Source organism: Mesorhizobium sp. M7A.F.Ca.MR.362.00.0.0, assembly GCF_004023175.1.
Taxonomy (GTDB): Bacteria; Pseudomonadota; Alphaproteobacteria; order Rhizobiales; family Rhizobiaceae; genus Mesorhizobium.
Window position 1 is genome coordinate 1 of the sequence record NZ_RZTF01000081.1, and the last position, 19,752, is coordinate 19,752.

The following is a 19,752-nucleotide window of genomic DNA, read 5'->3' on the forward strand; positions in this document are numbered from 1 at the left end:
CTGATGCGCGAGGCGATGGTGGAGCAACTGGGGCTGGTGGCGCAGAAGACGGCTTGAGGGCTGGCTTCGCGGTGCGGCTGGGTTGCTTTGAGCCAACTGTCGACGACGGCGACGAGGTAATGACGTCTCAATCGGGCCGAGAGCGGACTGGCGGCTTTGGGCGGCTTCCGCACAAAGCTGCCGGCCGTGAGCCGTGACGCAGAAAGGCTCATTTGTCATCCGAGCGTCATTCCACGGCTTCCCGGAGTGGCTACTCGTATCGATCGTGGCGACGTACCCAGTCCATTCCCTCCTTCTCGTTGCGGCCTTTCGGCATGAGGTCGAGCATGGCGTAGGTGCCCATCATCACCTCAACGCCGCGCCCGTAGGTGGAGTAGGTGCGAAAGACCTCGCCCGCGTGCTTGAAGAAGGCGCTGACGCCGGGCCATTCCTCGCCGGTCTCCCGCCATGGGCGTTCCCCGTTGCTGCAAACATCGTCATTTCCGGTCCTCGGTCGAATTCGGCGTTTCCAACGGTTGCGATCCGGAAACGCTATTTCGGACGGAGGCCAGATGGGAGTTACAAGTGTGACGTGATTTCAATGGGGGCCGTCTGCAGAATGGCGGTTCACCGCGCGGCAAGCGAGATAGCTGTCATAAGCTGATCTATAGGCGGGCAGCGGCCCTATCATCCCGCGAAGTTGGCACAGTTGCCAAGAGGTGCCCGCGATCCGCTTTCCCACCGGCGAGAAGGGCCAGGTGCGCGGCTTCGACGGGTGTGCTCGACAGCTCCGTGGACGCCCTGAACGTCCCAAGGGTCAAACTATCTGATCAAACTGACGCTCAACGAGGTCGCCGCAGCATCGGGATGAGCGTCGGCGACGAACCGACCTGGATCGCGCCGAGCGATTCGAAGCCGTGCCGCTGGTAGAATGATATGTTACGCGGGTTCGAGGATTCCAAATAGGCCGGCGCGTGATCGCGGTCGCACTGCGCGAGTGCGTACGCCATCAAGGCATCGCCGTGACCTTCGCCTTGATGCGCCGGGTCGACGCCGATCAGGGGCAAGTACCAATGCGGTTCGGTCGGGTGGTACGTGGCCATCTGCTCGAATATGGCCGCGGTTTCAGGGGCGAGAGAGGATTCAACCGTGCTCTCGATCACGGCGCCAAGCTCTTCCTCGTCGGAATGCACGCCGGGCGGCAGCCACAGCGCCGTCCCGGCGTAGCCGTCGGTGCAAAAGGCGCTTCCGTTAGAGAATGCCCTGCGCCCGAACGCACGCGCCATTCGCGGCATGGCTGCAAGGTACGGGTGTGCATGCGGCCAGGTCCACCGCGCCATAGGGTCCGCTGCAAACGCCAGCACGATTATCTCGACCGCTGAATCTTCATCGGCTGCGTCCATAACTCTCACTGTCGGCGACTTCACGCTGCCCTCCTGACGTAGGTGGTTCGACGAGGCGCCCGCGCCCGTTCTCAGCAACGCATCGTAACCCGGATGGAGTGGGAGCGATACCGGTTGCTGTCGGCTCAGCGGTTCTGGAAAAGCTGAAGCTGCCCGGATCGTGCTCAAGCCCGGCCAGATCGCCCACTACAAGATCCAGCGCCACATCCGCTTCCGCACCGAATTGCCGATGACGGTCAGCAAGCCGCAGAAGCTTTTGATGCGAGGCGATGGTCGAGGAACTGGGGCTGGTGACGCAGAAGAAGGCTTGAGGGCTGGTCTCGCGCTGCAGCTGAGCCGACGTCGAGCCGTGAACTCGATTGGCGTCTAATAGCGCTGGGTCGTCCAGGCTGACATTGCACTGCATTGGTTGGGCATCCGAGCATCGCACTGAACCCGGCCGCCAGCGGTGCTCGAATCCACCGGCAGCAGAAACTGCCGGTGGCACGGGTCATACGGCATCTGCCTCGTTTTGCGGGAACATGGCGCGACGTGATTCCGCATCGAGATCAGCCTTGAAGGTATGCCTTGCCTTCATGTCCAGGGCTCGCTGGACCGCAGGGCGCTTGGTCGCCTCGTCCATGAAGCGCACGACATTGGGATAGTCGCCAAGACCCTTCTCGCCGAATGCATATCCGGCGGAGGCGGCCCAGCCCCAAAGCGCCATGTCGGCGATCGTGTACTCGTCGCCGGCCAGATAGCGGGCCTTTCCAAGCCGACGGTCCAGAACCGCGTAGTGGCGCTCGAGCTCCTTCACGTAACGATTTTTCGCATAGGCGATATCTTCCGGCGCGTAATGCAGAAAGTGGATTGCCTGGCCGGAAAACGGCGATAGGCCCGTTGCCACGAACTGAAGCCATGACAGCATCAAAGCCTTGGCCTTCAGTTCGCCCGGAATGAATTTTCCGTGCTTCTCGGCGAGGTAGAGGAGGATGGCGTGGGAGTCGAATATCGTCACCTCCCCGTCAACCATCGCCGGCACCTTGCCATTTGGATTGATCTCCCTGAATTCCGGCGTGTGCTGCTCGCCTTTGAAGATATCGACCGGCGAGACGTCGAAGGGCAATTCCAGCTCTTGCAGCAGCACCGCCACCTTCATCGAATTCGGCGTGGCGTGAAAATACAGATTGAGCATCTTTTTCTGTTCCATCGTTGAACATCCACCCAGTCCGCCCGATCGGCGTCTGCTGATGTTGAGCGCCTGAAACATGCTGGCCTGCCCGCCAACACGCCAATCGATCTTGCGGATTGGTGGCATCGAGCCCGTTCATGGCAGGTCGGGCGATCGGACGGGTTTGGATTTTAACAAGTCCCAAACCCATGAACGCGATCGATTCGTCTCATCGTGAAACGCGATTTCTCGAGGCGCGCTCAGAGTTCTAGAGCGGTGACATCAACCGACCGAAAGGAACCAATCATGATCTCTCGTTCTCTAATGTCTGGCGTCGCAGCCATGATTCTCTTCAACATTGTATCGCCATCGATGGCCGGCAGCACGGCTCAGGGGATTTCGTTCGCCTCCGACCAGAGTTAACCGGAGAGCATGACATGGTCGGCCAGGCAGGACACCTTTATGGTCGGCTCGGTGCGTCATGGCCTGGTGGCCAAGGTCGACAAAACCGGGAAGTACACGGTGTTCGTGCACGATGCGAGGCTGGTTTCCACGGCGGGTCTGCTCGTCGACGACAAGCGCAACACGCTTTGGGTGACGAACTCCGATCCGGGCGTCGGCGATCGCACCGGTGCGGCGAGCAAGGGCAAGCTTGCGGCGGTGGCCACCTACGATGCCACGACCGGCCAGCCTCGGGCCTATTACGATCTCGGCAGCCTCAGCGAAGGTACGCATTTTGCCAATGACATCGCGCTCGATGCCGACGGAAACGCTTATGTGACCGACAGTTTTGCTCCGATCGTCTATCGGATCGACACAGCGGGCGAGGCGGCGATCTTTGCGCAGGATCCACGCTTCACGAATGGCGACGGCTTCAAGCTGAACGGCATCGCCTGGCACAAGGATGGCTATCTGCTCGTGGGCAAATACAATACGGGTGAGCTGTTTCGCGTCAGTATCGCCGACCCCCGCAAGATCGATCCGGTTAAACTGCCCGAGGCCCTCACGGGTGCCGACGGCATTCAGTTGATCGATGACCAGCACCTCATCGTGGTGCAGAACCTGGGCGCAGATCGCACCGTCGAACTGGTATCCGCCGACGGGTGGGCATCGGCGACGATCGTCCGGCAGGAGCGCAGCATCATGTCGATGCCGACGGCCGCGGCGATCTTGGGCGACGATGTCTACGTACTGAATTCGCGGCTCGACACGCTGTTCGATCCGGCTGCCCACAAGGTTGGCGACTACCTGCTTCAGAAGCTCTGATTGCACGGCATGTGGTAGCCGGAACGATTGCGTGGTGTTCGGCCACTACCCCTCGTGACCGCTGCGAGCGCTCTGTATCACCAGTTTGCGCAGCCATATGTGGGCGGGGTCGCTGCGCATTCGTGGGTGCCAGAACAGGTTCATTGCGAACGGCGAGAGCTCCAAGGGGGCTTCGAACAGATCGAGGACTTGAGCGAAGCGCCTCAGGAATCGCCGGGGCAGGGTGCAGATCAGATCGCTGTTTTCCAGAACGAGCGGGGCCAGTGCGTAGCTCTGGATGGAGACCGTCACATTGCGCGAGCGGCTGATCTCGGCAAGCGCGTCGTCGATCATCCCTGCAAAATGCCCGCCGCTCGTCGAAATGAGCAGATGGTCGAGGGCACAGAATTCGTCCAGGGTGATTGACCCCTTGCCACGCGGATGGCCGTGCCGCTGGGCGGTAACGAATTCTTCTTCGAACAGCTTCTGCCCGATCAGACCACTCGAACCGTCTTCCGCGGCTCCGATGAAGAGATCGATGTCGCCCTGCTCCAGATGCTCGACGATCCTCGGCTTGTTGGGCACCGTAAAGGCGACCTTTGCGTTGGGAGCTTGGGATTTGAACCGCGGAATGAGGTCCGGCGCCAGGATCGCTGCCGGATTGTCCGTTGCGGCAATGCGATAGACACGTTTGCTTGTCGCGGGGTCGAACAGATGAGCAGTATTCACGAAATCGCTCAACCGTTCGAGCAGCCGGGTGAGTTCGGGCTCAAGTGCCAGAGCGTGAGGCGTCGGGATCATTCCCCGTCCGGACGCCGCCGTTGTGAAGAGGGGGTCGTTCAGCAATTGACGCAGCCGCGTCAGGCGGGCCGACAAAGCCGATTGGGTAATGTTCAATCTCGCCGCCGCATGGGTGACGTTCTGGTGCTTCAACAGCGCGTCGAGTGTCAGCAGCAAGCCAATGTCGAAATCCGATAGCCGTTTTGTCAATGGGACCTCGAACCAGCAGGGGGACCTCGAAACAGCAGGCGCTATTCAATCGGTAGCAATCTCTAGCACGGTTCCGGAGACTGAAGGACATGCGGCTCCAGTCAATCCTGCAATGGCTTCGAAGTTCCTTTCCCGCCCGGTCAGGTTACTGAGGTGACGGCAATCGGGACGGCTGGTCCGGGTAGCCTTGACGACAACAAGACCCGCGAGGGGATGATGCCGACGGCTGGATGCACATCGTGGAACGTCCGGTTTCAATACGGGGAGCACTAAGAGGCGAACCGATGTCGAGTGCTCAGCCGGCATGTGCTTCGCATTAGCGAGGTTCAGCCTCGGACGCCGCAGCCGTCCGTGCCGGCTTCAGTTGCCAGAATGATCTGACGAGAACATCGTCGGCATAGATCGCGTCATCGAGTTGGGCCTGCCCAAGCGCTTGGACCATTGTCGGTCGATCCCCGAGCAGCGAGACGCCAAATGCAGCCTTGCCATTCGGGAGCGGCACGCCTAGAGCGTCCAAAATAGTCGGGAATATATCGACCACGCTCGAAAGTCCGGTATATGTGCGGGGGCGAATGCCATCGCCCGACAGGGAGAAAAAGTTGCGTCTTTCAAACCTGTTCAACTGATCCGTCACCGTGCTCGGCGCGCTGAGGTGATCGCTTTGCAGCACCAGAACGGTATTCGCCATCAGCCCTTCTGCCTCGGCTTTGTGAATGAAGTCCGCGATGAGCATGTTCGTGCATTTGACGGCATGGAGAATATTGGGGGTTTGCGGAGAAAGTCCGGTCTTGCCGATGCATTTGTCCGTCAGATAGCCGTCCATCGCGTGCCCACCACTGACGGCGATCGTCAGCGCGAGCGGTTTGCCGTCTCGCTGCGCGCGCCGCAAAATGTCGAAACTCATATCCAGAACCTGGGCGTCGCTGGCGCCAAAAGTGCTGCCAGACCCGGCGACGGCAGCGACGACTTCCGATCCCCCAAAAAGCGATGAGTAGCCATGGGTGGCATAGAATGCCCCCTGACCGGTGAAGCCGAGTGGCCAACCGGAAACGAAGCTCTGCCGATAGCCCCGCGACTTCAGGACGTCGCCCAAGCAGGTCAAGCCTGGCAGGAACTGCGAATTCTCCTCCAGATACTCGCGGGTTGTGAAATACGACATCAGCAGCGGCGTTCCACAATTCGCGGCGACCATGCCCGCGATGGAATTGTTGGTGTAGGCCAGCTGCACCATGTTGGTCGCTGAGAGGCTACGCCTGTCGAACTCGAGCAGCGGACCCATGACATCGCCAAACGTCGCCTCGTTCATGTAGGTGCGTTCGGCGCTCTCGATGAAGATATGTATGAGGTTCTTCGGCACGGCGGTCACGGACGCCCCCGCGGCCGGTTTCGTCAACGAGGTAATATCGACGAAGTGCTTGGACAGGAAATCATGCAGCGGGTTGAGATGGACCGCCGCCGCGATCGGGCGCGTCAGCATCGGGTTTGCCGCCAGGAAGAACGCCATCAGGGCGACGTCTAATCTCCTTGTCAGTGTGCCGCGCGCCTTTAGCGCGCCGAGACCGAGAAGCACGACCAAGATGACCAGTATCGTGTTTCCGGTGTTCATCAAACATTCAAGAACGACGCCGGGGGTAAGAACCCCGGCACCGACATGCATGAACATCGCAGCCCAATCGAAATAGCCGAAAACGCTTTCGAGATAGACATAGACAAGAAACAGGAAGCAGGGGATGAGCGATAGATAGATGCTGAACCACCTGCGTCTTGGCTGATCTGTCTTGGCGCTTTGCTGGTCCAGCAACAGAAGCGCCCACAGAGCGCAAAGGCCAAGGATGACAAGCAGCCTTTTCTCCGAGAGATTGATTAGCGATACGAGCCAGGTGAGCGAGCCCACCGTCGCGGCGCTAACCAATGATGCGATTGGCCTGGAAGAAACCGCAGGAATTCCGCGCATGCCTTGCACTCGAACGGTGATGTCCGAAGTGAATATCGAGAACCATTTAAAACTATACTAAGGAGATGCAGAAAAATTTTCCACATTGAACGATCTGTTAAGTTAGTTAAAGCTAATGTCGTAGGGCGAAAGCAACCTGCTTTTTAGGGTGCCGGACAGCCATAGAAGGCTGGTCCGCCGTGATGTTCTAAGGTAGGATTAAAGTCTTCTTGGCGGGAGTAATGCTTGAGTGATACGAAATCCAGCTTTAGACGGCGTCAGGGCACTCGCCGCGATGCTGGTTGTCGTGCATCACTCCCAGAGCCCATGGATGCCTGGCGGCTTCATCGGCGTTGACATCTTCTTTGTCTTGAGCGGATTTTTGATCACGTCGCTCTTGATGCGAGAGGCCGACAGTACGGGCACCATCGCGATCGGAGCGTTTCTGCTGCGCCGCTCAGTTAGGCTGATGCCGCCCCTTGTTATGTTGCTTGCCGCAGCCCTGATAATCGGGCCGCTATTCTGGCCGGACGTCCCTATTGGGCTGATCGTCGCTATCTCGATTCTGTATCTCGCGGACTATGTAAGTGCGCTCCATGGCGTCATTCCCCTGCTTGGTCACACATGGTCGCTTGCGGTCGAGGAGCATTTCTACCTGATCTGGCCGATGGCGGTGCTGGGGCTGGCAAAGCTCGCCCAAAGGTCAAGGATCAAGGCGCTTGCGATAGCGTTCGTCGTGGCAACGCTTTGGCGGCTGGGCAATGCTTATCACTACACCGAGTTCGAGATGACTGCTTTCCGTTTCGACACTCGGCTCTCTGGTCTGCTGTTGGGCGCATTAGTGTCTGTTTCGGGCATCAGCCTCAAGGGTCGGCACGCCAATATCGTAGGGCTGTCGTCTTTGGGTGCGCTTGTGGTTCTTGCGTTCGTGGCAACACAAGAGCCTGTATCGACCGCCTATCTGCAACCGCTTATCGACATGGCGTCGGCCGGCCTCGTCGTGTCGCTGCTCAACAATGAAACGATGATAGCCCGTGCTTTTGCATGGAGGCCGATCGTCTATATCGGCATCATCTCGTATTCGGTCTATCTATGGCACTATCCGATTTCCAGAGCGGCGTTGATGTACACCAACGACTGGCGCATGGTCCTTGTCGTGACGCTTGTACTTTCGCTTGCGATCGCCGCACTGTCTTGGACCTTCGTCGAAAAGCCGTTTCAGTCATGGCGGCGAAATCGCTTCGCAATGGTCTAATCCGGCTTATCCGTCGCCCTACGCAAATGCGGCTTCAACACCTGAAAATCCGGAGCTTCACTTACGCGATCACGGAAAAGCACATACACGACTGCAACCGAGCATCCGAGCAAGCTCAGCGCCCGTCTACGGTCCCAATCAATCTGCGGCACTCATGCAATGGCCGGTTCAAGAAATGGCAAAGCTGGTCGCAACGTCAGCGATGCTGCACAAAGTTGCCATCTAAGGCCGAGCCTATTTAAGTCGTCATTGGGGAATAGAAGACTTGGCGGTTCCATTATGCCAAGCACGTAGGCGCGGGCCATGGCCCGCGCCTTTTCATATTCAGCCTTCCAAAGAGCTCAGTCCTTCTCGAAGATGCGCGCCTTGGCGACGACACCGGCAATGGCGCCACCGATCAGCGGTGCAACGATGAACAGCCAGAGCTGGCCGATCGCGGCAGTTCCCGAAAACAGTGCCGGACCGATCGAGCGGGCCGGGTTGAGCGACGTGCCGGTCACCGGGATGATGGCGAAGTGCAATCCTGCCAGCGTCAGGCCGATGACCAGTCCGGCGAACGCCGTCGAGTGCTTTTCAGCCGTGACGCCAAGGATCACGGTGACGAAGGTGAAGGTGCCGATCACTTCCCACAGGAATGCCGAGCTGACACCCCATTTCGTCACATCCCAGCCATTGGCGCCGAAGCCGGTGGTGTGTCCGCCAACCTGGCCGGAAACGATGATCCACAACGCCAGCGAAGCAAGGACGCCGCCGATGACCTGCGCGATCCAGTAGGGGATCACGTCCTTGGCCGGCAGCCGGCCGGCAAGGAAGACGCCGAGCGTCACGGCCGGGTTGAGATGCGCGCCCGAAATGGGGCCGATCGCATAGGCCGCCGCGATGAGGCCGATGCCGAACGCCAGACCGATGCCTTCCTGGCCGAGCGGCAGCGCGCCGCCGAAGCCGCCCGTCACCACAGAAGCCGTACCGATGAACACCAATAGAAATGTGCCTAGAACTTCCGCCAGATAAGTCTTCATTGCCCTCTCCTCGTGTCGATCCGCCGGTCCACCTTTTGCGCGCCGCGAATCACAACCGGAAGAGTATTCGCAACCAGAAAAGTTGGAAAGCAGAGCGGTTGTGCAGGCCGACCTGCTTGTGCGCGCCGGTTGCGCGCTCTAGAGCAGGGCCGGAATAATTTTCTGCGTGACGGAACAAGACCATGCGACTGGGCGGACGGCTGGCTGCGGCCATCGAAGTGCTGGAAGACATCGGCCGGCGTCACCGGCCGGTGGCGGACGCGCTGAAGGATTGGGGCCTGTCGCATCGCTTCGCCGGCGGCGGCGACCGTGCGGCGATCGGCAACATCGTCTATGACGCCTTGCGCCACAAGCGTTCCGCCGGCTGGCTGCTGGGGCAGGACACGCCGCGCGCCATCGGCTTCGGCGCGCTGCTGCTCGAATGGCGCCAGACGGCACAATCGCTCAACGAGGCGCTCGATGGCGACAAGTTCGCACCGCCGCTGCTGACCGCCGCCGAGCTTCAGGCCATCGCCGAACGCCGGCTTGACGATGCGCCGGCCGCGGTGCGAGCGGATGTTCCGGACTGGTGCGCGCCGCTTTTCGAGCGAGCCTTTGGCTCGACCTGGGCCGACGAGGGCGCCGCGCTGGCAACGCGCCCGCCGCTCGACCTCAGGGTCAACACCTTGCAGGCCAACCGCGACAAGGTGCTGGCCGAACTGACGGGAACCGGCGCGAAACCCTCGGCAATCGCGCCACACGGCATCCGCATCCCGCCGATCGACGGCGACGGCCGGCACCCGAACGTGCAGGCCGAGCCGGCTTTCCAGAAGGGCTGGTTCGAGGTCCAGGACGAAGGCTCGCAGATCGCGGCCGCCCTTGCCGGGGCCGAAGCCGGCATGCAGGTGCTGGATTTTTGCGCCGGCGCCGGCGGCAAGACGCTGGCACTGTCGGCTTCGATGGAAAATCGCGGCCAGATCTTTGCCCATGATGCCGAAAAAGCACGGCTGGCGCCCATCTTCGACCGCATCCGCCGCTCTGAAAACCGCAATGTCCAGATCGTCACCAAGCCGGCCGAACTCGCGCCGCTCGGCAACCACATGGACATCGTGCTGGTCGACGCGCCTTGCACCGGCAGCGGCACCTGGCGGCGCCGTCCCGATGCCAAATGGCGGCTGACGCAGAGGCAGCTCGATGCACGCAAGGGCGAGCAGTCGGCGATCCTCGATGCGGCCAAAGTCTATGTCAAACCAGGCGGCCTGCTGGTCTACATCACCTGCTCGGTGTTTGATGAGGAAAACGGTGAGCAGATCGCGGCCTTTCGGAACCGTAACAGCGGCTTTGTTTCCGTCGACCACCGCCAGCTCTGGGACAGCCGTTTTCCCGGCCATGAGGCAGCCGCACGTATCGGCGCCAAAGGCGACATCTCGCTGTCGCCGGCGCTCAGCGGCACCGATGGGTTTTATCTCTGTGCGTTACGCAGATCGGCCTGAATCCAATTCCCGACGGATGCGTTGCGCCGGCCGGCAGGCCAGGTCGATTGTGCAGTGCAGCAAAAGCATTTGCCTGCCGTCCATGCCTCTGCAATAAGCTTATCCGCGTAAAGGAAGGCAGCGGCAATGGCAGCAAAGATCGTACCCGCCCCGGACTATGAGGATCGCGTCAGGACCTCCTTCGCGCGTCAGAAGGCGATGGCCACGATCGGCGCCGAACTGACGCTGGTGACGCCCGGTATCATCGAGATCGAGATGCCCTATTCGGCGGCATTGACCCAGCAGCACGGCTTCCTCCATGCCGGTGTCATTTCGACGGCGCTGGACTCGGCCTGCGGCTATGCCGCCTTTTCGCTGATGCCGGAAAATTCCGGCGTGCTGACCATCGAGTTCAAGGTCAACCTCCTGGCGCCGGGCAGGGGCGAGCGCTTCCTGTTCCGCGGCTCGGTGACCAAGCCAGGCCGCACCATCATCGTCGCCGACGGCCAGGCCTACGCCTTTGCCGCCGACGGCGAGGCCAAGCTGATCGCCACCATGACCGGCACCATGATGACGGTGGTTGGCCGTGATGGGATTGAAGGGTGAGTGGCCGGTTCGCCGCAGGCGAATTCATCGTGCCGGTGGCACGATGAAAGGCCACGAACGCCGGGAGCTGCCGGAGGCAGCGGGTCCCGGCGAGCGGCGGTGCAGATAAGCAGATGATCGGGCGGAGAGGAATAAATCATCATGGCCGATAAAATCTCCCGCCTGTCGGGCAAGGACGTCCTCTTCGTTATGGCGGCGCAGGCCGAATACGGCCCGCACCTCAAGCAGCTGTTCACGCCGCTGATGACCGGTGTCGGTCCGGTCGAGGCCGGCGTCAGGCTGGGTGCTGAACTCTCCTGGCTGAAATCGCAAAAAGCACTGCCGGATCTCGTTGTTTCGCTCGGTTCAGCCGGCAGTCGGACGCTGCAGCAGACGGAAATCTACCAGGCGGTTTCGGTCAGCTACCGTGACATCGACGCTTCGCCGCTCGGCTTCGAGAAGGGCGCCACCCCCTTCCTCGACCTGCCGGTAACCGTGCCATTGCCCTTCAAGATACCGGACATCAAGCAGGCGACCCTGTCGACCGGCGGCGCGATCATCACTGGCGCGGCGTATGATGCTGTTAGCGCCGACATGGTCGACATGGAGACCTTCGCCTGCCTGCGCGCCTGCCAGCTGTTCGACATTCCGCTGATCGGTCTGCGCGGCATTTCCGACGGGGCGGCGGATCTCAGGCATGTCGGCGACTGGACCGAATATCTTGAAGTCATCGACGAGAAGCTGGCGGACGCCGTCATGCGGCTCGAACGGGCGATCGGCGACGGCGCCCTTCGGACGGAACCACCCCATGAAGATGCCGGACCAGCCTGAAAGTCGGGCTACGCAACCCATTGCGTCGACTCGTTTCTTTCTCTAAACGCTCGCCATGAAAACAGCCAATCATCCCGACACCGTCCTGATTGTCGATTTCGGCAGCCAGTTCACCCAGCTCATCGCCCGCCGCATCCGCGAGGCCGGCGTGTTTTCCGAGATCGTGCCGTTCCAGTCGGCCGAAGCGGCATTCAAGCGCATCAATCCGAAAGCCGTGATCCTCTCCGGCGGCCCGGCTTCTACCGGCGATATCGGCAGCCCGCGCGCGCCGCAGATCGTCTTCGATTCCGGCGTGCCGGTGCTCGGCATCTGCTACGGCCAGATGGCCATGTGCGTGCAGATGGGCGGCGTCGCCGAAAGCTCCGACCATCGCGAGTTCGGCCGCGCCTTCGTCGAGGTACAAAAGGACAGCCCGCTGTTCGAGGGCCTGTGGGCGCCCGGCCAGCGCCATCAGGTGTGGATGAGCCATGGCGATCGCGTCATCTCCTTGCCCAAGGGCTTCGAAGTGTTCGGCAAGTCCGAGGGCTCGCCCTTCGCCATCTTCGGCAACATCGAGCGCAAGATGTACGGCATCATGTTCCATCCCGAGGTGGTGCATACGCCCGACGGCGCCCGGCTGCTCAGGAATTTCGTCCACAACATCGCCGGCATCGAGGGCGACTGGACCATGCGCGCCTACCGCGAGCACGCGGTCGAGACGATCCGCAAGCAGGTTGGCAAGGGCAAGGTCATCTGCGCGCTGTCGGGCGGCGTCGATTCTTCCGTTGCGGCGCTGTTGATCCACGAAGAGGTCGGCGACCAGCTGACCTGCATCCTTGTCGACCACGGCCTGATGCGCAAGGACGAGGCCGCGGGCGTGGTGGCGATGTTCCGCGAGCATTACAATTTGCCGCTCATTCTGGTGAACGCTTCGGACCGTTTCATCGACGCCCTCGAGGGCGAGTCGGACCCGGAAAAAAAACGCAAGACCATCGGCCGGCTGTTCATCGAGGTGTTCGAGGAAGAGGCCAAGAAACTCGGCGGCGCCGAATTCCTGGCGCAGGGCACGCTCTATCCCGACGTCATTGAAAGCGTCTCCTTCACCGGCGGCCCGTCGGTGACGATCAAGTCGCACCACAATGTCGGCGGCCTGCCCGCGCGCATGAACATGCAGCTGGTCGAGCCGCTGCGCGAACTGTTCAAGGACGAGGTGAGGGCGCTCGGCAAGGAGCTCGGCCTGCCCGAAAGCTTTATCGGCCGCCATCCATTCCCCGGCCCAGGCCTCGCCATCCGCTGCCCAGGCGGGATCACCCGCGAAAAGCTGGAGATCCTGCGCGAGGCCGACGCCATCTATCTCGACGAGATACGCAAAGCCGGCCTCTACGACGCCATCTGGCAGGCCTTTGCCGTGCTGCTGCCGGTGCAGACGGTCGGCGTGATGGGCGACGGCCGCACCTATGAGTTCGTCTGCGCGTTGCGTGCCGTCACCTCGGTCGACGGCATGACAGCGGATTTCTACCACTACGACATGGCCTTCCTCGGCGCCGCCGCCACCCGCATCATCAACGAAGTCCGCGGCATCAACCGTGTCGTCTACGACGTGACGTCGAAGCCGCCGGGAACAATCGAGTGGGAATGATTCAGGCCCACTCAGACGCCGCCGAAAATACGCCAATCTGCGACGTAAAGTACTGAAAACAAACATAAATCCTTTCAGAGACAATCAGCGACAATCGGTGCGCTAGGATTGGCTTTGACGGACCGCTTGACGGACCTTCCGCATATTGCCCACCCGATTTTTTCTGAGTACCGTCAGAGTCAATGAGGCTCGTGACGGTACTTTTTGTGCCTTAAGGCATTGGACAAAAAGGGAATTTTCTCTCACGAAGCCTCTAAATTGTCCTGACGGTACTTTTCAGGAGGCAACGGGAATGTTGACGGACATCGCTCTTAAAGCGCTGAAACCAAAAGATAAAATCTACAAGATTGCTGATCGGGACGGCATGTATGTCCGCGTCATGCCCAGTGGCGCGATCTCGTTTCGGCTGGATTACAGGCTGAATGGACGCCGCGAGACGGTCTATCTGGGCAGATATGGGCGGGATGGAATCTCGCTCGCGTTGGCACGAGAAAAGTGCCTCGACGCAAAGCGCGCTATTGGCGATGGCTGATCGCCGGCGATCGAGAAGCAGCGCGACAAGCGTCGCCTGAAAGAGGCGAAGAGCTTTGGCGAGTTCTGGGAGAAGTGGCTCACTGCCGCACCGATGGCCGACAGCACGCGCGCCATGCGGCGCGCCATCTTCGAGCGGGAGCTTCTTCCGTCCTGGCGAAATCGCCTGCTGACGGAGAATACGCCGGATGACCTGCGGGCTCATTGCGGCGCTATCGTTGAGCGTGGCGCCCCGGCGACCGCCATCCATGTTCGAGACATCCTGAAGCAAATCTACGGCTTCGCGATTTTGCACGGGGAGAAGGTGGCCAATCCGGCGGATGAAGTTGGACCAGCGTGTACCGTGCCCGGCCACTGCGTGACGCCAGGCCCGCGACGCGGGGCAGGTCCATAGCGAAAGCGTATAGGGCGCATTTGAAAAATGTATTACCGCCAACGTGCTGATTGCCCGATAGTCGTCCCCGGGTTCCGGTGAACTCAGCGTGCCCACGGCTCAACGCCCGGCACTAAGGGAGGAAAAATTGACGACATTCGCAACCATGTTGCGATCGCTTGCCGTTGTCGCAACGATCGCTAGCGTCAGCCCTGCATTTGCCGGTGGCGTGGATGAGCTGCCCAAGAACATTCAGGACGAGCTCTATAACAAAGACATGATGGACCCGATGCAGCCGCTCGCGGAAAGCGCCTACCGTGACTGGAAGCCGAAGAAGGGTCCCCCGTGGACGATCGGCTACGCCAGCTCCTATGCTGGTAACACGTGGCGCGCCGACGTCATGAAGCGGCTCCAGGAAGAGATCATTCCGAAATGGAAGAAGCTCGGACTGATCAAGGACGTGATCATCACTCAGTCAAATCTGAACGACTCCACGCAGATCCAGCAGATGCGGCAGTTGGTAGACCAAGGGGTCGACGCGATCATCGTCTGCTGCTCGAACCCGACGTCACTGAACCAGACGGTCGAATACGCCCATCAGCGTGACATTCCGGTATTTTCTGCTGTTGGCTATCTCACCTCGCCTTATGCGGTGAACACGTCCGCGAACTTCGTCGTGGGCGGCAGCATGCTGGGCGAATGGATGGCCAAGCAAATCAACGGCAAGGGCAATGTCTTGGTTGTCGAAGGCATTCCTGGCGCGTCGGCATCGGACTCGCAGAACGTCGGGGTTCTCAAGGCCTTAGCGAAATACCCCGACATCAAGGTCGTGGGTCAGGTTGCCGGCATGTGGACCGATCAGGTTGCCCAGTCCGAAATTCAGAAGTGGCTGGCCACCAATCCGGGCGATTTGAATGGCATCATCATTCAGTCGGCGTCTGAACTCGGCGCCCTACGTGCGCTTCAGCAAAGCGGCCGCGAGATGGTCCCGTTCTCTATCGGCGGTGAGATCGGCGCGCTTTGCTACTGGCGCAATAACAAGGATTTCGTCTCACAGGCGATCCACGCCTGGCCTCCGGGCGACGACTTCGAGTTCGGCTGGAACGTCATGATGCGCACCCTCGAGGGCCAGGGCCCGAAGGTCCAGTCGATCCTGACCAAGCCGCAGACCATGTCCTACGATCAGCTTGAGAAGGCCGTCCCGGCCGATTGCAGCGAAGATTCGGACGGCTGGTACAACGTCGGTGTCGAGAACTGGGCAGGCAAGGACTACCTGGACCAATTCTTCCTGCGTCCGGCCGATCCAGAGGCGTTCAAAGCGAACTGACCAAAATCAGGTCTGGCCATCCCGTCAGCGCTGACGGGATGGCATTTCTTTCATTCCGTGTAAGTCTAGCCGCTGAACGTCGGCCAACTGGACCAGTGATGTCGTACCCTACTGTTGAACTCTCATCGGTCAGGAAGACCTTCGGGCCGACTGTGGCGCTGGGCGGTTGCAATCTGACGGCCTACGCGGGGGAAGTTCATGCAATAATTGGCGGCAACGGCTCGGGTAAGAGCACACTGGCGAAGGTCATCTCCGGCGTCCTGATACCGGACAGTGGTCAGGTCTCGATCCTTGGAAAGTCGGCAACGTCCCCGCACGAGGCGCGCCAGCTGGGCATCTCCAATGTCTTTCAGGAAGTGCTCGTCGCGGATGAGTGTTCCGTGCTGGACAACCTTTACCTGGGGGCGGACGGCCTTTTGGGCTCGTCCATGAACCGGGAAGAAAAAGAAGCCAAGGCATCCGCATTGATGCGCGAACTCCTCGGCTTTGACATCGACCTCTCCGGGTTGGTGGGTGAACTGCCTTTGAGCGTCAAACAATGGGTGACGATAGCCAGGGCCCTTCTGACTGATCCCAAGGTCCTGATCCTCGACGAGTCTTCGGCCGCGCTAGACTTCGATTCCACGGAAAGGCTGTTCCGCAAGATGCGGCAGCTCAAACAGCGGGGAGCAAGCATCCTGATCGTCACCCACCGCATCGCCGAACTGGTCCGTATCGCCGACCGTGCGACGGTTCTGCGTGACGGGGTGGACGTCGGCAGGCTTGCCAAAGAAGAGATTACCGAGGCCAGGATTCTTGAACTGATTGCCGGTGCCGGGCGCAGCGGCACAGACCGTGATCAGCCGCTGCCGACGCGGCTCGGCGATCGGCCGGTCCTGCGCGCAACCGATTTTCGGGTCTGGCCAGACGCTGCACCCGTGAGTTTCACAGTGTATCCCGGCGAGGTCATCGGGATCACCGGGCTGGACAGGCAGGGGCAGGCGGATTTCGTGAGATGCATCGCTGGCATCCAGTTTCCGATCGCCGGCCGGTTGGTCGTGGTCAATGACGGCAAGGCCAGCGAGGTCACGGATTTGGCATCTGCGCGACGCAATAAGATTAGTTATGTCAGCGGCGATCGCAAGAAAGAGGGCATCTTTGCCAATCTGAGCATTTACGAGAACCTGCTGCTTCCGGTGTATCGCGAATTCCGGTCGGGCGGTGTGCTCAACTTCATTAACCGCACCAAGCTGACGCCGGTGTTTGAGTGGGAATCCAGCAAACTGGCCGTCAAGATGGGGAGCCCGGAGAACCTCATCACGTCGCTGTCCGGCGGTAACCAGCAGAAGGTACTGATTGCCAGGGCCTTTGCGGAAAAACCGGTGGTTCTGGTGCTCAACGATCCTGCCCGCGGCATCGACGTCGGGGCCAAGCTCGATCTCTATCGCAACCTCAAGGAATTCGCTGCGCGGGGCAACGCCGTGATTTTCCTCTCCAGCGAACTCGAGGAATTTCTGAACCTGTGCACGCGGGTTCACGTGTTTCGCAATGGCGCCATATCGGCGGATTTCGAGCCGCCCTTCGATGGCCATGCCATCCTCAACGCCATGTTTGGCCGCCGCGCGACGGCGCGCTTGCCCGGCGAGGCCGCCAACGAGAATGGCCCAGGCAACCCGGTCGCGGTCGCCGAGAGCCACAATCCCAGACTCGAGCAGGGCAGGCCGGTGCCGAGGTCTGTAACCCTGCTGAAACAGGAGGTAAACCATATGGCGGCAACCCCGTCTTTTACGCTGCGTTGTCCTGATATCGCGCCAGGTAGCGTCATCCCGGACCGGTTCGCCGAGGACAACCGGCTTTCGCCGCGACTTGTTTGGTCAGGACCGCCGGAAGGCACGCGCAGCTTTGCCTTGTCCGTTACCGATCCTGACCTGCCGGAAGCATTTAGTTTCCCCCGCTCGTTTGCGCACTGGCTGGTGGCGAACATTCCGGTCGAGATTCGTGAGCTCCCAGAAGGCGCCAGCGGCAGCCTGCGGCTGCCGCACGGCGCTGCTGAGTTCAACAGCGATTTCGTGACATTCAAGATCCCGGGGTTCGGCAAGGGATATGGCGGCCCTTGGCCGCCGGACCGGGCTCACCGGTACTTTTTCACGCTCTATGCGCTCAGGGCGGACAAGGTCGAGTTGCCGGCCGACGCCGATCTTGGAGCATTTGCGGCTGCGGTTATGCCGGTGGCCATCGATGCAGCGTCGTTCGTGGCAGTCTACGGGCCAGCAAAGAAGTCTCTGCCCGCGTAAAAACCGGGCAAAGTAATTCCCCAATCAGGAGGATCGCATGAGTAGATATGGAAGCAGGAGCAGCTTTGATCTGGAGTGGATCGAGCGGTGGGCAAGGAAGGTCAATGACGATCGCATTTTGCCGGTAGTAGGGCGGTTTTTCACGAGTAAGTTCGTGCTCGGCTTCGACGACACGGAATATCTCGTCGACGTCCGCGGCGGCAAGATCCAGAAGATCGCGCAAGGCCTCACTCCGAACGACATGGGGGTCGAATTTTGGCTCAAGGCGCCGAGCAGCGCCTGGTCGAAATTTGCCCAGGAAATCCCACCGCCGATGTTCAACGACATCTGGGCGATGGCGCATCCGCTGCACAAGCAGCTGATCATCGAGGGCAATTCGCTCCCCTTCTGGCAAAATCTGCGGGCGCTGACGCGCATGCTCTCGCTGATGCGACAAGTTTAACGGCAGCGCAGGAGAGTTGTCATGAATACACACGATCCAATCGTTGGGCGCTACGTCTACGTCCAGTGCGAAGGCAAGACGTACCGCACCTATTACGAGGAACACGGCGAGGGCATTCCGATGGTCTGCCTGCACACGGCCGGCACGGACGGGCGCCAGTATCGGCACCAGCTGTGCGACCCGGACATCAGCCAGAATTTCCGCGTTATCGCTTTCGACATGCCTTGGCACGGCAAGTCGATCCCGCCAGCTGACTTTCACCTGATGGAAGACGAGTACAAACTCACAACCAAATTTTACTGTGAGTTCATCGTGGCGTTCTGCCGGGCCCTTGATCTGCGCAAGCCAGTCCTCATGGGCCAGTCGATGGGCGGCAATATCTGCCTGGCGCTGGCACTGCGCTACGAAAGCGAGTTTTCCGCCTTTATCGCCCTCGAGGCCTGCGACTATTCCCCGGGATGGTGGATCGATCCGCTGCATCACCCCCATATCCATGGTGGCGAGGTCGTGGCGACCTCTGTATTCGGTCTGATGGCCCCGCAGTCTCCTGACGACTACCGGTGGGAGACCTGGTGGTACTACGCGCAGGGCGGCCCGGGCATCTTCAAGGGCGACCTGTATTTTTACAGCGTCGATTCGGATTTCCGCGACCAGTGCCAGAAGATCTCCGGGAAGGTGCCGATCTACTTCCTGACTGGCGAGTACGATTTCGCATGTACGCCCGAAATGACCCTGCGTACGGCCGAAAAAGTGAAGAATTCGGAATGCATGATCTTCGGTGGTGGCCACTTCCCGACATCGGAAGATCCGGCGAAGTTCAAGGAAGTCATCACCCCCGTGCTGAAGAAAATCCTCAGCGCCGATCCGGAACGGCGCGGCCAGGGAGGCAATGCCCTTTCCGGACGGAGCATTTCCGAGAGCCGGTCGACCGCTCGCAGTGAGCGGCCCAGTGAAGGCCGGAAGGTCATCGAGTTCTAGGTTGCGCTAGCAACGAAAGACAAATGTTGATGTCCCAATCCAGGGGTTCCCAAAACACTTACCTGTTGGTCCCGATCCTGCTGATCGCGCTGCTCTTGAGCACCGCGGTCATCAGGGGGCCGAACCTTGTGTCCTTGTCGGGGTTCGGCAGCGCGATCATCGTGTCGGCCCCCCTGATCCTGGCGACATTCTCGCTTATGGCTCTGGCTGTGGCGGGGCGTGGGACAGTCGACCTGGCGGTTGGACCCTTGCTCGCCTTCATCAACGTCACGATCGTCAAGCTCAACGGCCTTGGCATCGTCACGGGTCCCTTTGGCGTCTTTCTGGTCGCCCTGGGGATTGGCGTTCTCTATCAGCTCTTCTTTGCCC

17 protein-coding genes and 3 pseudogenes are annotated in these 19,752 nt (G+C 60.5%); 12 read left to right on the forward strand and 8 right to left on the reverse strand.

All coding sequences use genetic code 11. The annotated features are described in order from the left end of the window. The 5 genes and pseudogenes from EOC06_RS40805 to EOC06_RS13195 form a co-directional block, all read right to left on the reverse strand. On the reverse strand, positions 1–212 hold a 212-nt coding region (locus tag EOC06_RS40805), incomplete at its 3' end, for a hypothetical protein (RefSeq protein ID WP_206631184.1). A gap of 38 nt (positions 213–250) precedes the next feature. After that, positions 251–466, reverse strand: a pseudogene (locus tag EOC06_RS13185) (DUF899 family protein); the annotation flags it as partial. Positions 467–821: 355 nt separating this feature from the next. Then, positions 822–1,406 carry an N-acetyltransferase gene (locus EOC06_RS13190; protein WP_206517178.1) on the reverse strand — a complete coding sequence of 195 codons (585 nt, stop codon included), beginning with the start codon at positions 1,404–1,406 and terminating at the stop codon, positions 822–824. Next, a complete protein-coding gene (locus tag EOC06_RS40135; RefSeq protein WP_164898564.1) occupies positions 1,366–1,788 on the reverse strand; it encodes a hypothetical protein in 423 nt (140 codons plus the stop codon). The genes EOC06_RS13190 and EOC06_RS40135 overlap by 41 nt, the downstream gene beginning before the upstream one ends. 84 nt (positions 1,789–1,872) lie before the next feature. Beyond that, positions 1,873–2,556 carry a glutathione S-transferase family protein gene (locus tag EOC06_RS13195; RefSeq protein ID WP_127269670.1) on the reverse strand — a complete coding sequence of 228 codons (684 nt, stop codon included), beginning with the start codon at positions 2,554–2,556 and terminating at the stop codon, positions 1,873–1,875. 438 nt (positions 2,557–2,994) lie between these two features. Here EOC06_RS13195 and EOC06_RS13200 point away from each other — a divergent pair, with 438 nt between their 5' ends. Next, positions 2,995–3,798 (forward strand): gluconolaconase, encoded by an 804-nt coding sequence (locus EOC06_RS13200; protein ID WP_128307963.1) that lies wholly within the window; start codon positions 2,995–2,997, stop codon positions 3,796–3,798. A 45-nt stretch (positions 3,799–3,843) separates the two neighbouring features. On the opposite strand, the gene EOC06_RS13205 is transcribed toward EOC06_RS13200, so the two are convergent. Then, the gene (locus EOC06_RS13205) at positions 3,844–4,734 is read right to left on the reverse strand and encodes a LysR family transcriptional regulator (RefSeq protein WP_245456765.1); all 891 of its coding nucleotides are present in this window, start codon (positions 4,732–4,734) and stop codon (positions 3,844–3,846) included. A gap of 349 nt (positions 4,735–5,083) precedes the next feature. Beyond that, on the reverse strand, positions 5,084–6,721 hold the full coding sequence (locus EOC06_RS13210; RefSeq protein WP_128307968.1) for a sulfatase-like hydrolase/transferase: 1,638 nt from the start codon (positions 6,719–6,721) through the stop codon (positions 5,084–5,086). A gap of 229 nt (positions 6,722–6,950) precedes the next feature. On the opposite strand from EOC06_RS13210, the gene EOC06_RS13215 reads away from it, so the two are divergent. Further along, positions 6,951–7,955, forward strand: a complete 1,005-nt coding sequence (locus tag EOC06_RS13215; RefSeq protein ID WP_024502339.1) for an acyltransferase — start codon at positions 6,951–6,953, stop codon at positions 7,953–7,955. Between the two features lie 341 nt (positions 7,956–8,296). On the opposite strand, the gene EOC06_RS13220 is transcribed toward EOC06_RS13215, so the two are convergent. Beyond that, positions 8,297–8,974, reverse strand: coding sequence for an MIP family channel protein (locus EOC06_RS13220; RefSeq protein WP_013530368.1), 678 nt, complete (start codon positions 8,972–8,974; stop codon positions 8,297–8,299). Between the two features lie 182 nt (positions 8,975–9,156). Between EOC06_RS13220 and EOC06_RS13225 the strand changes: the two genes are divergently transcribed. The 10 genes and pseudogenes from EOC06_RS13225 to EOC06_RS13275 form a co-directional block, all read left to right on the forward strand. Then, positions 9,157–10,446: an RsmB/NOP family class I SAM-dependent RNA methyltransferase gene (locus tag EOC06_RS13225; protein ID WP_127807753.1), complete on the forward strand. Its 1,290-nt coding sequence runs from the start codon at positions 9,157–9,159 to the stop codon at positions 10,444–10,446. 126 nt (positions 10,447–10,572) lie between these two features. Further along, positions 10,573–11,031: a PaaI family thioesterase gene (locus EOC06_RS13235; protein WP_013530371.1), complete on the forward strand. Its 459-nt coding sequence runs from the start codon at positions 10,573–10,575 to the stop codon at positions 11,029–11,031. Between the two features lie 141 nt (positions 11,032–11,172). Beyond that, complete coding sequence (locus EOC06_RS13240) at positions 11,173–11,841, forward strand: 5'-methylthioadenosine/S-adenosylhomocysteine nucleosidase (protein WP_127270410.1); 669 nt, start codon at positions 11,173–11,175, stop codon at positions 11,839–11,841. A 55-nt stretch (positions 11,842–11,896) separates the two neighbouring features. Continuing rightward, positions 11,897–13,459: a glutamine-hydrolyzing GMP synthase gene (gene guaA, locus EOC06_RS13245; protein WP_128307964.1), complete on the forward strand. Its 1,563-nt coding sequence runs from the start codon at positions 11,897–11,899 to the stop codon at positions 13,457–13,459. A 292-nt stretch (positions 13,460–13,751) separates the two neighbouring features. Further along, positions 13,752–14,327 (forward strand): annotated as a pseudogene (locus EOC06_RS13250) (tyrosine-type recombinase/integrase); the annotation flags it as partial. Positions 14,328–14,511: 184 nt separating this feature from the next. After that, complete coding sequence (locus EOC06_RS13255) at positions 14,512–15,690, forward strand: ABC transporter substrate-binding protein (RefSeq protein WP_128307965.1); 1,179 nt, start codon at positions 14,512–14,514, stop codon at positions 15,688–15,690. A 98-nt stretch (positions 15,691–15,788) separates the two neighbouring features. After that, complete coding sequence (locus EOC06_RS13260) at positions 15,789–17,963, forward strand: YbhB/YbcL family Raf kinase inhibitor-like protein (RefSeq protein ID WP_164898565.1); 2,175 nt, start codon at positions 15,789–15,791, stop codon at positions 17,961–17,963. A gap of 37 nt (positions 17,964–18,000) precedes the next feature. Beyond that, positions 18,001–18,405 (forward strand): hypothetical protein, encoded by a 405-nt coding sequence (locus EOC06_RS13265; RefSeq protein ID WP_006326052.1) that lies wholly within the window; start codon positions 18,001–18,003, stop codon positions 18,403–18,405. Positions 18,406–18,426: 21 nt separating this feature from the next. Further along, positions 18,427–19,383: an alpha/beta fold hydrolase gene (locus EOC06_RS13270; protein WP_128307967.1), complete on the forward strand. Its 957-nt coding sequence runs from the start codon at positions 18,427–18,429 to the stop codon at positions 19,381–19,383. A gap of 23 nt (positions 19,384–19,406) precedes the next feature. Then, a pseudogene (locus EOC06_RS13275) lies at positions 19,407–19,752 on the forward strand (ABC transporter permease); the annotation flags it as partial.

Excerpts from the sequence above, each read along its gene's own strand:
- EOC06_RS40135 (WP_164898564.1), bottom strand. The coding sequence starts at position 1,788 with ATGCAGTGCAATGTCAGCCTGGACGACCCAGCGCTATTAGACGCCAAT.
- EOC06_RS13195 (WP_127269670.1), bottom strand. The coding sequence starts at position 2,556 with ATGCTCAATCTGTATTTTCACGCCACGCCGAATTCGATGAAGGTGGCG.
- EOC06_RS13200 (WP_128307963.1), top strand. The coding sequence starts at position 2,995 with ATGGTCGGCTCGGTGCGTCATGGCCTGGTGGCCAAGGTCGACAAAACC.
- EOC06_RS13210 (WP_128307968.1), bottom strand. The coding sequence starts at position 6,721 with ATGCGCGGAATTCCTGCGGTTTCTTCCAGGCCAATCGCATCATTGGTT.
- EOC06_RS13220 (WP_013530368.1), bottom strand. The coding sequence starts at position 8,974 with ATGAAGACTTATCTGGCGGAAGTTCTAGGCACATTTCTATTGGTGTTC.
- EOC06_RS13225 (WP_127807753.1), top strand. The coding sequence starts at position 9,157 with ATGCGACTGGGCGGACGGCTGGCTGCGGCCATCGAAGTGCTGGAAGAC.
- EOC06_RS13235 (WP_013530371.1), top strand. The coding sequence starts at position 10,573 with ATGGCAGCAAAGATCGTACCCGCCCCGGACTATGAGGATCGCGTCAGG.
- EOC06_RS13240 (WP_127270410.1), top strand. The coding sequence starts at position 11,173 with ATGGCCGATAAAATCTCCCGCCTGTCGGGCAAGGACGTCCTCTTCGTT.
- guaA (WP_128307964.1), top strand. The coding sequence starts at position 11,897 with ATGAAAACAGCCAATCATCCCGACACCGTCCTGATTGTCGATTTCGGC.
- EOC06_RS13260 (WP_164898565.1), top strand. The coding sequence starts at position 15,789 with ATGTCGTACCCTACTGTTGAACTCTCATCGGTCAGGAAGACCTTCGGG.
- EOC06_RS13265 (WP_006326052.1), top strand. The coding sequence starts at position 18,001 with ATGAGTAGATATGGAAGCAGGAGCAGCTTTGATCTGGAGTGGATCGAG.
- EOC06_RS13270 (WP_128307967.1), top strand. The coding sequence starts at position 18,427 with ATGAATACACACGATCCAATCGTTGGGCGCTACGTCTACGTCCAGTGC.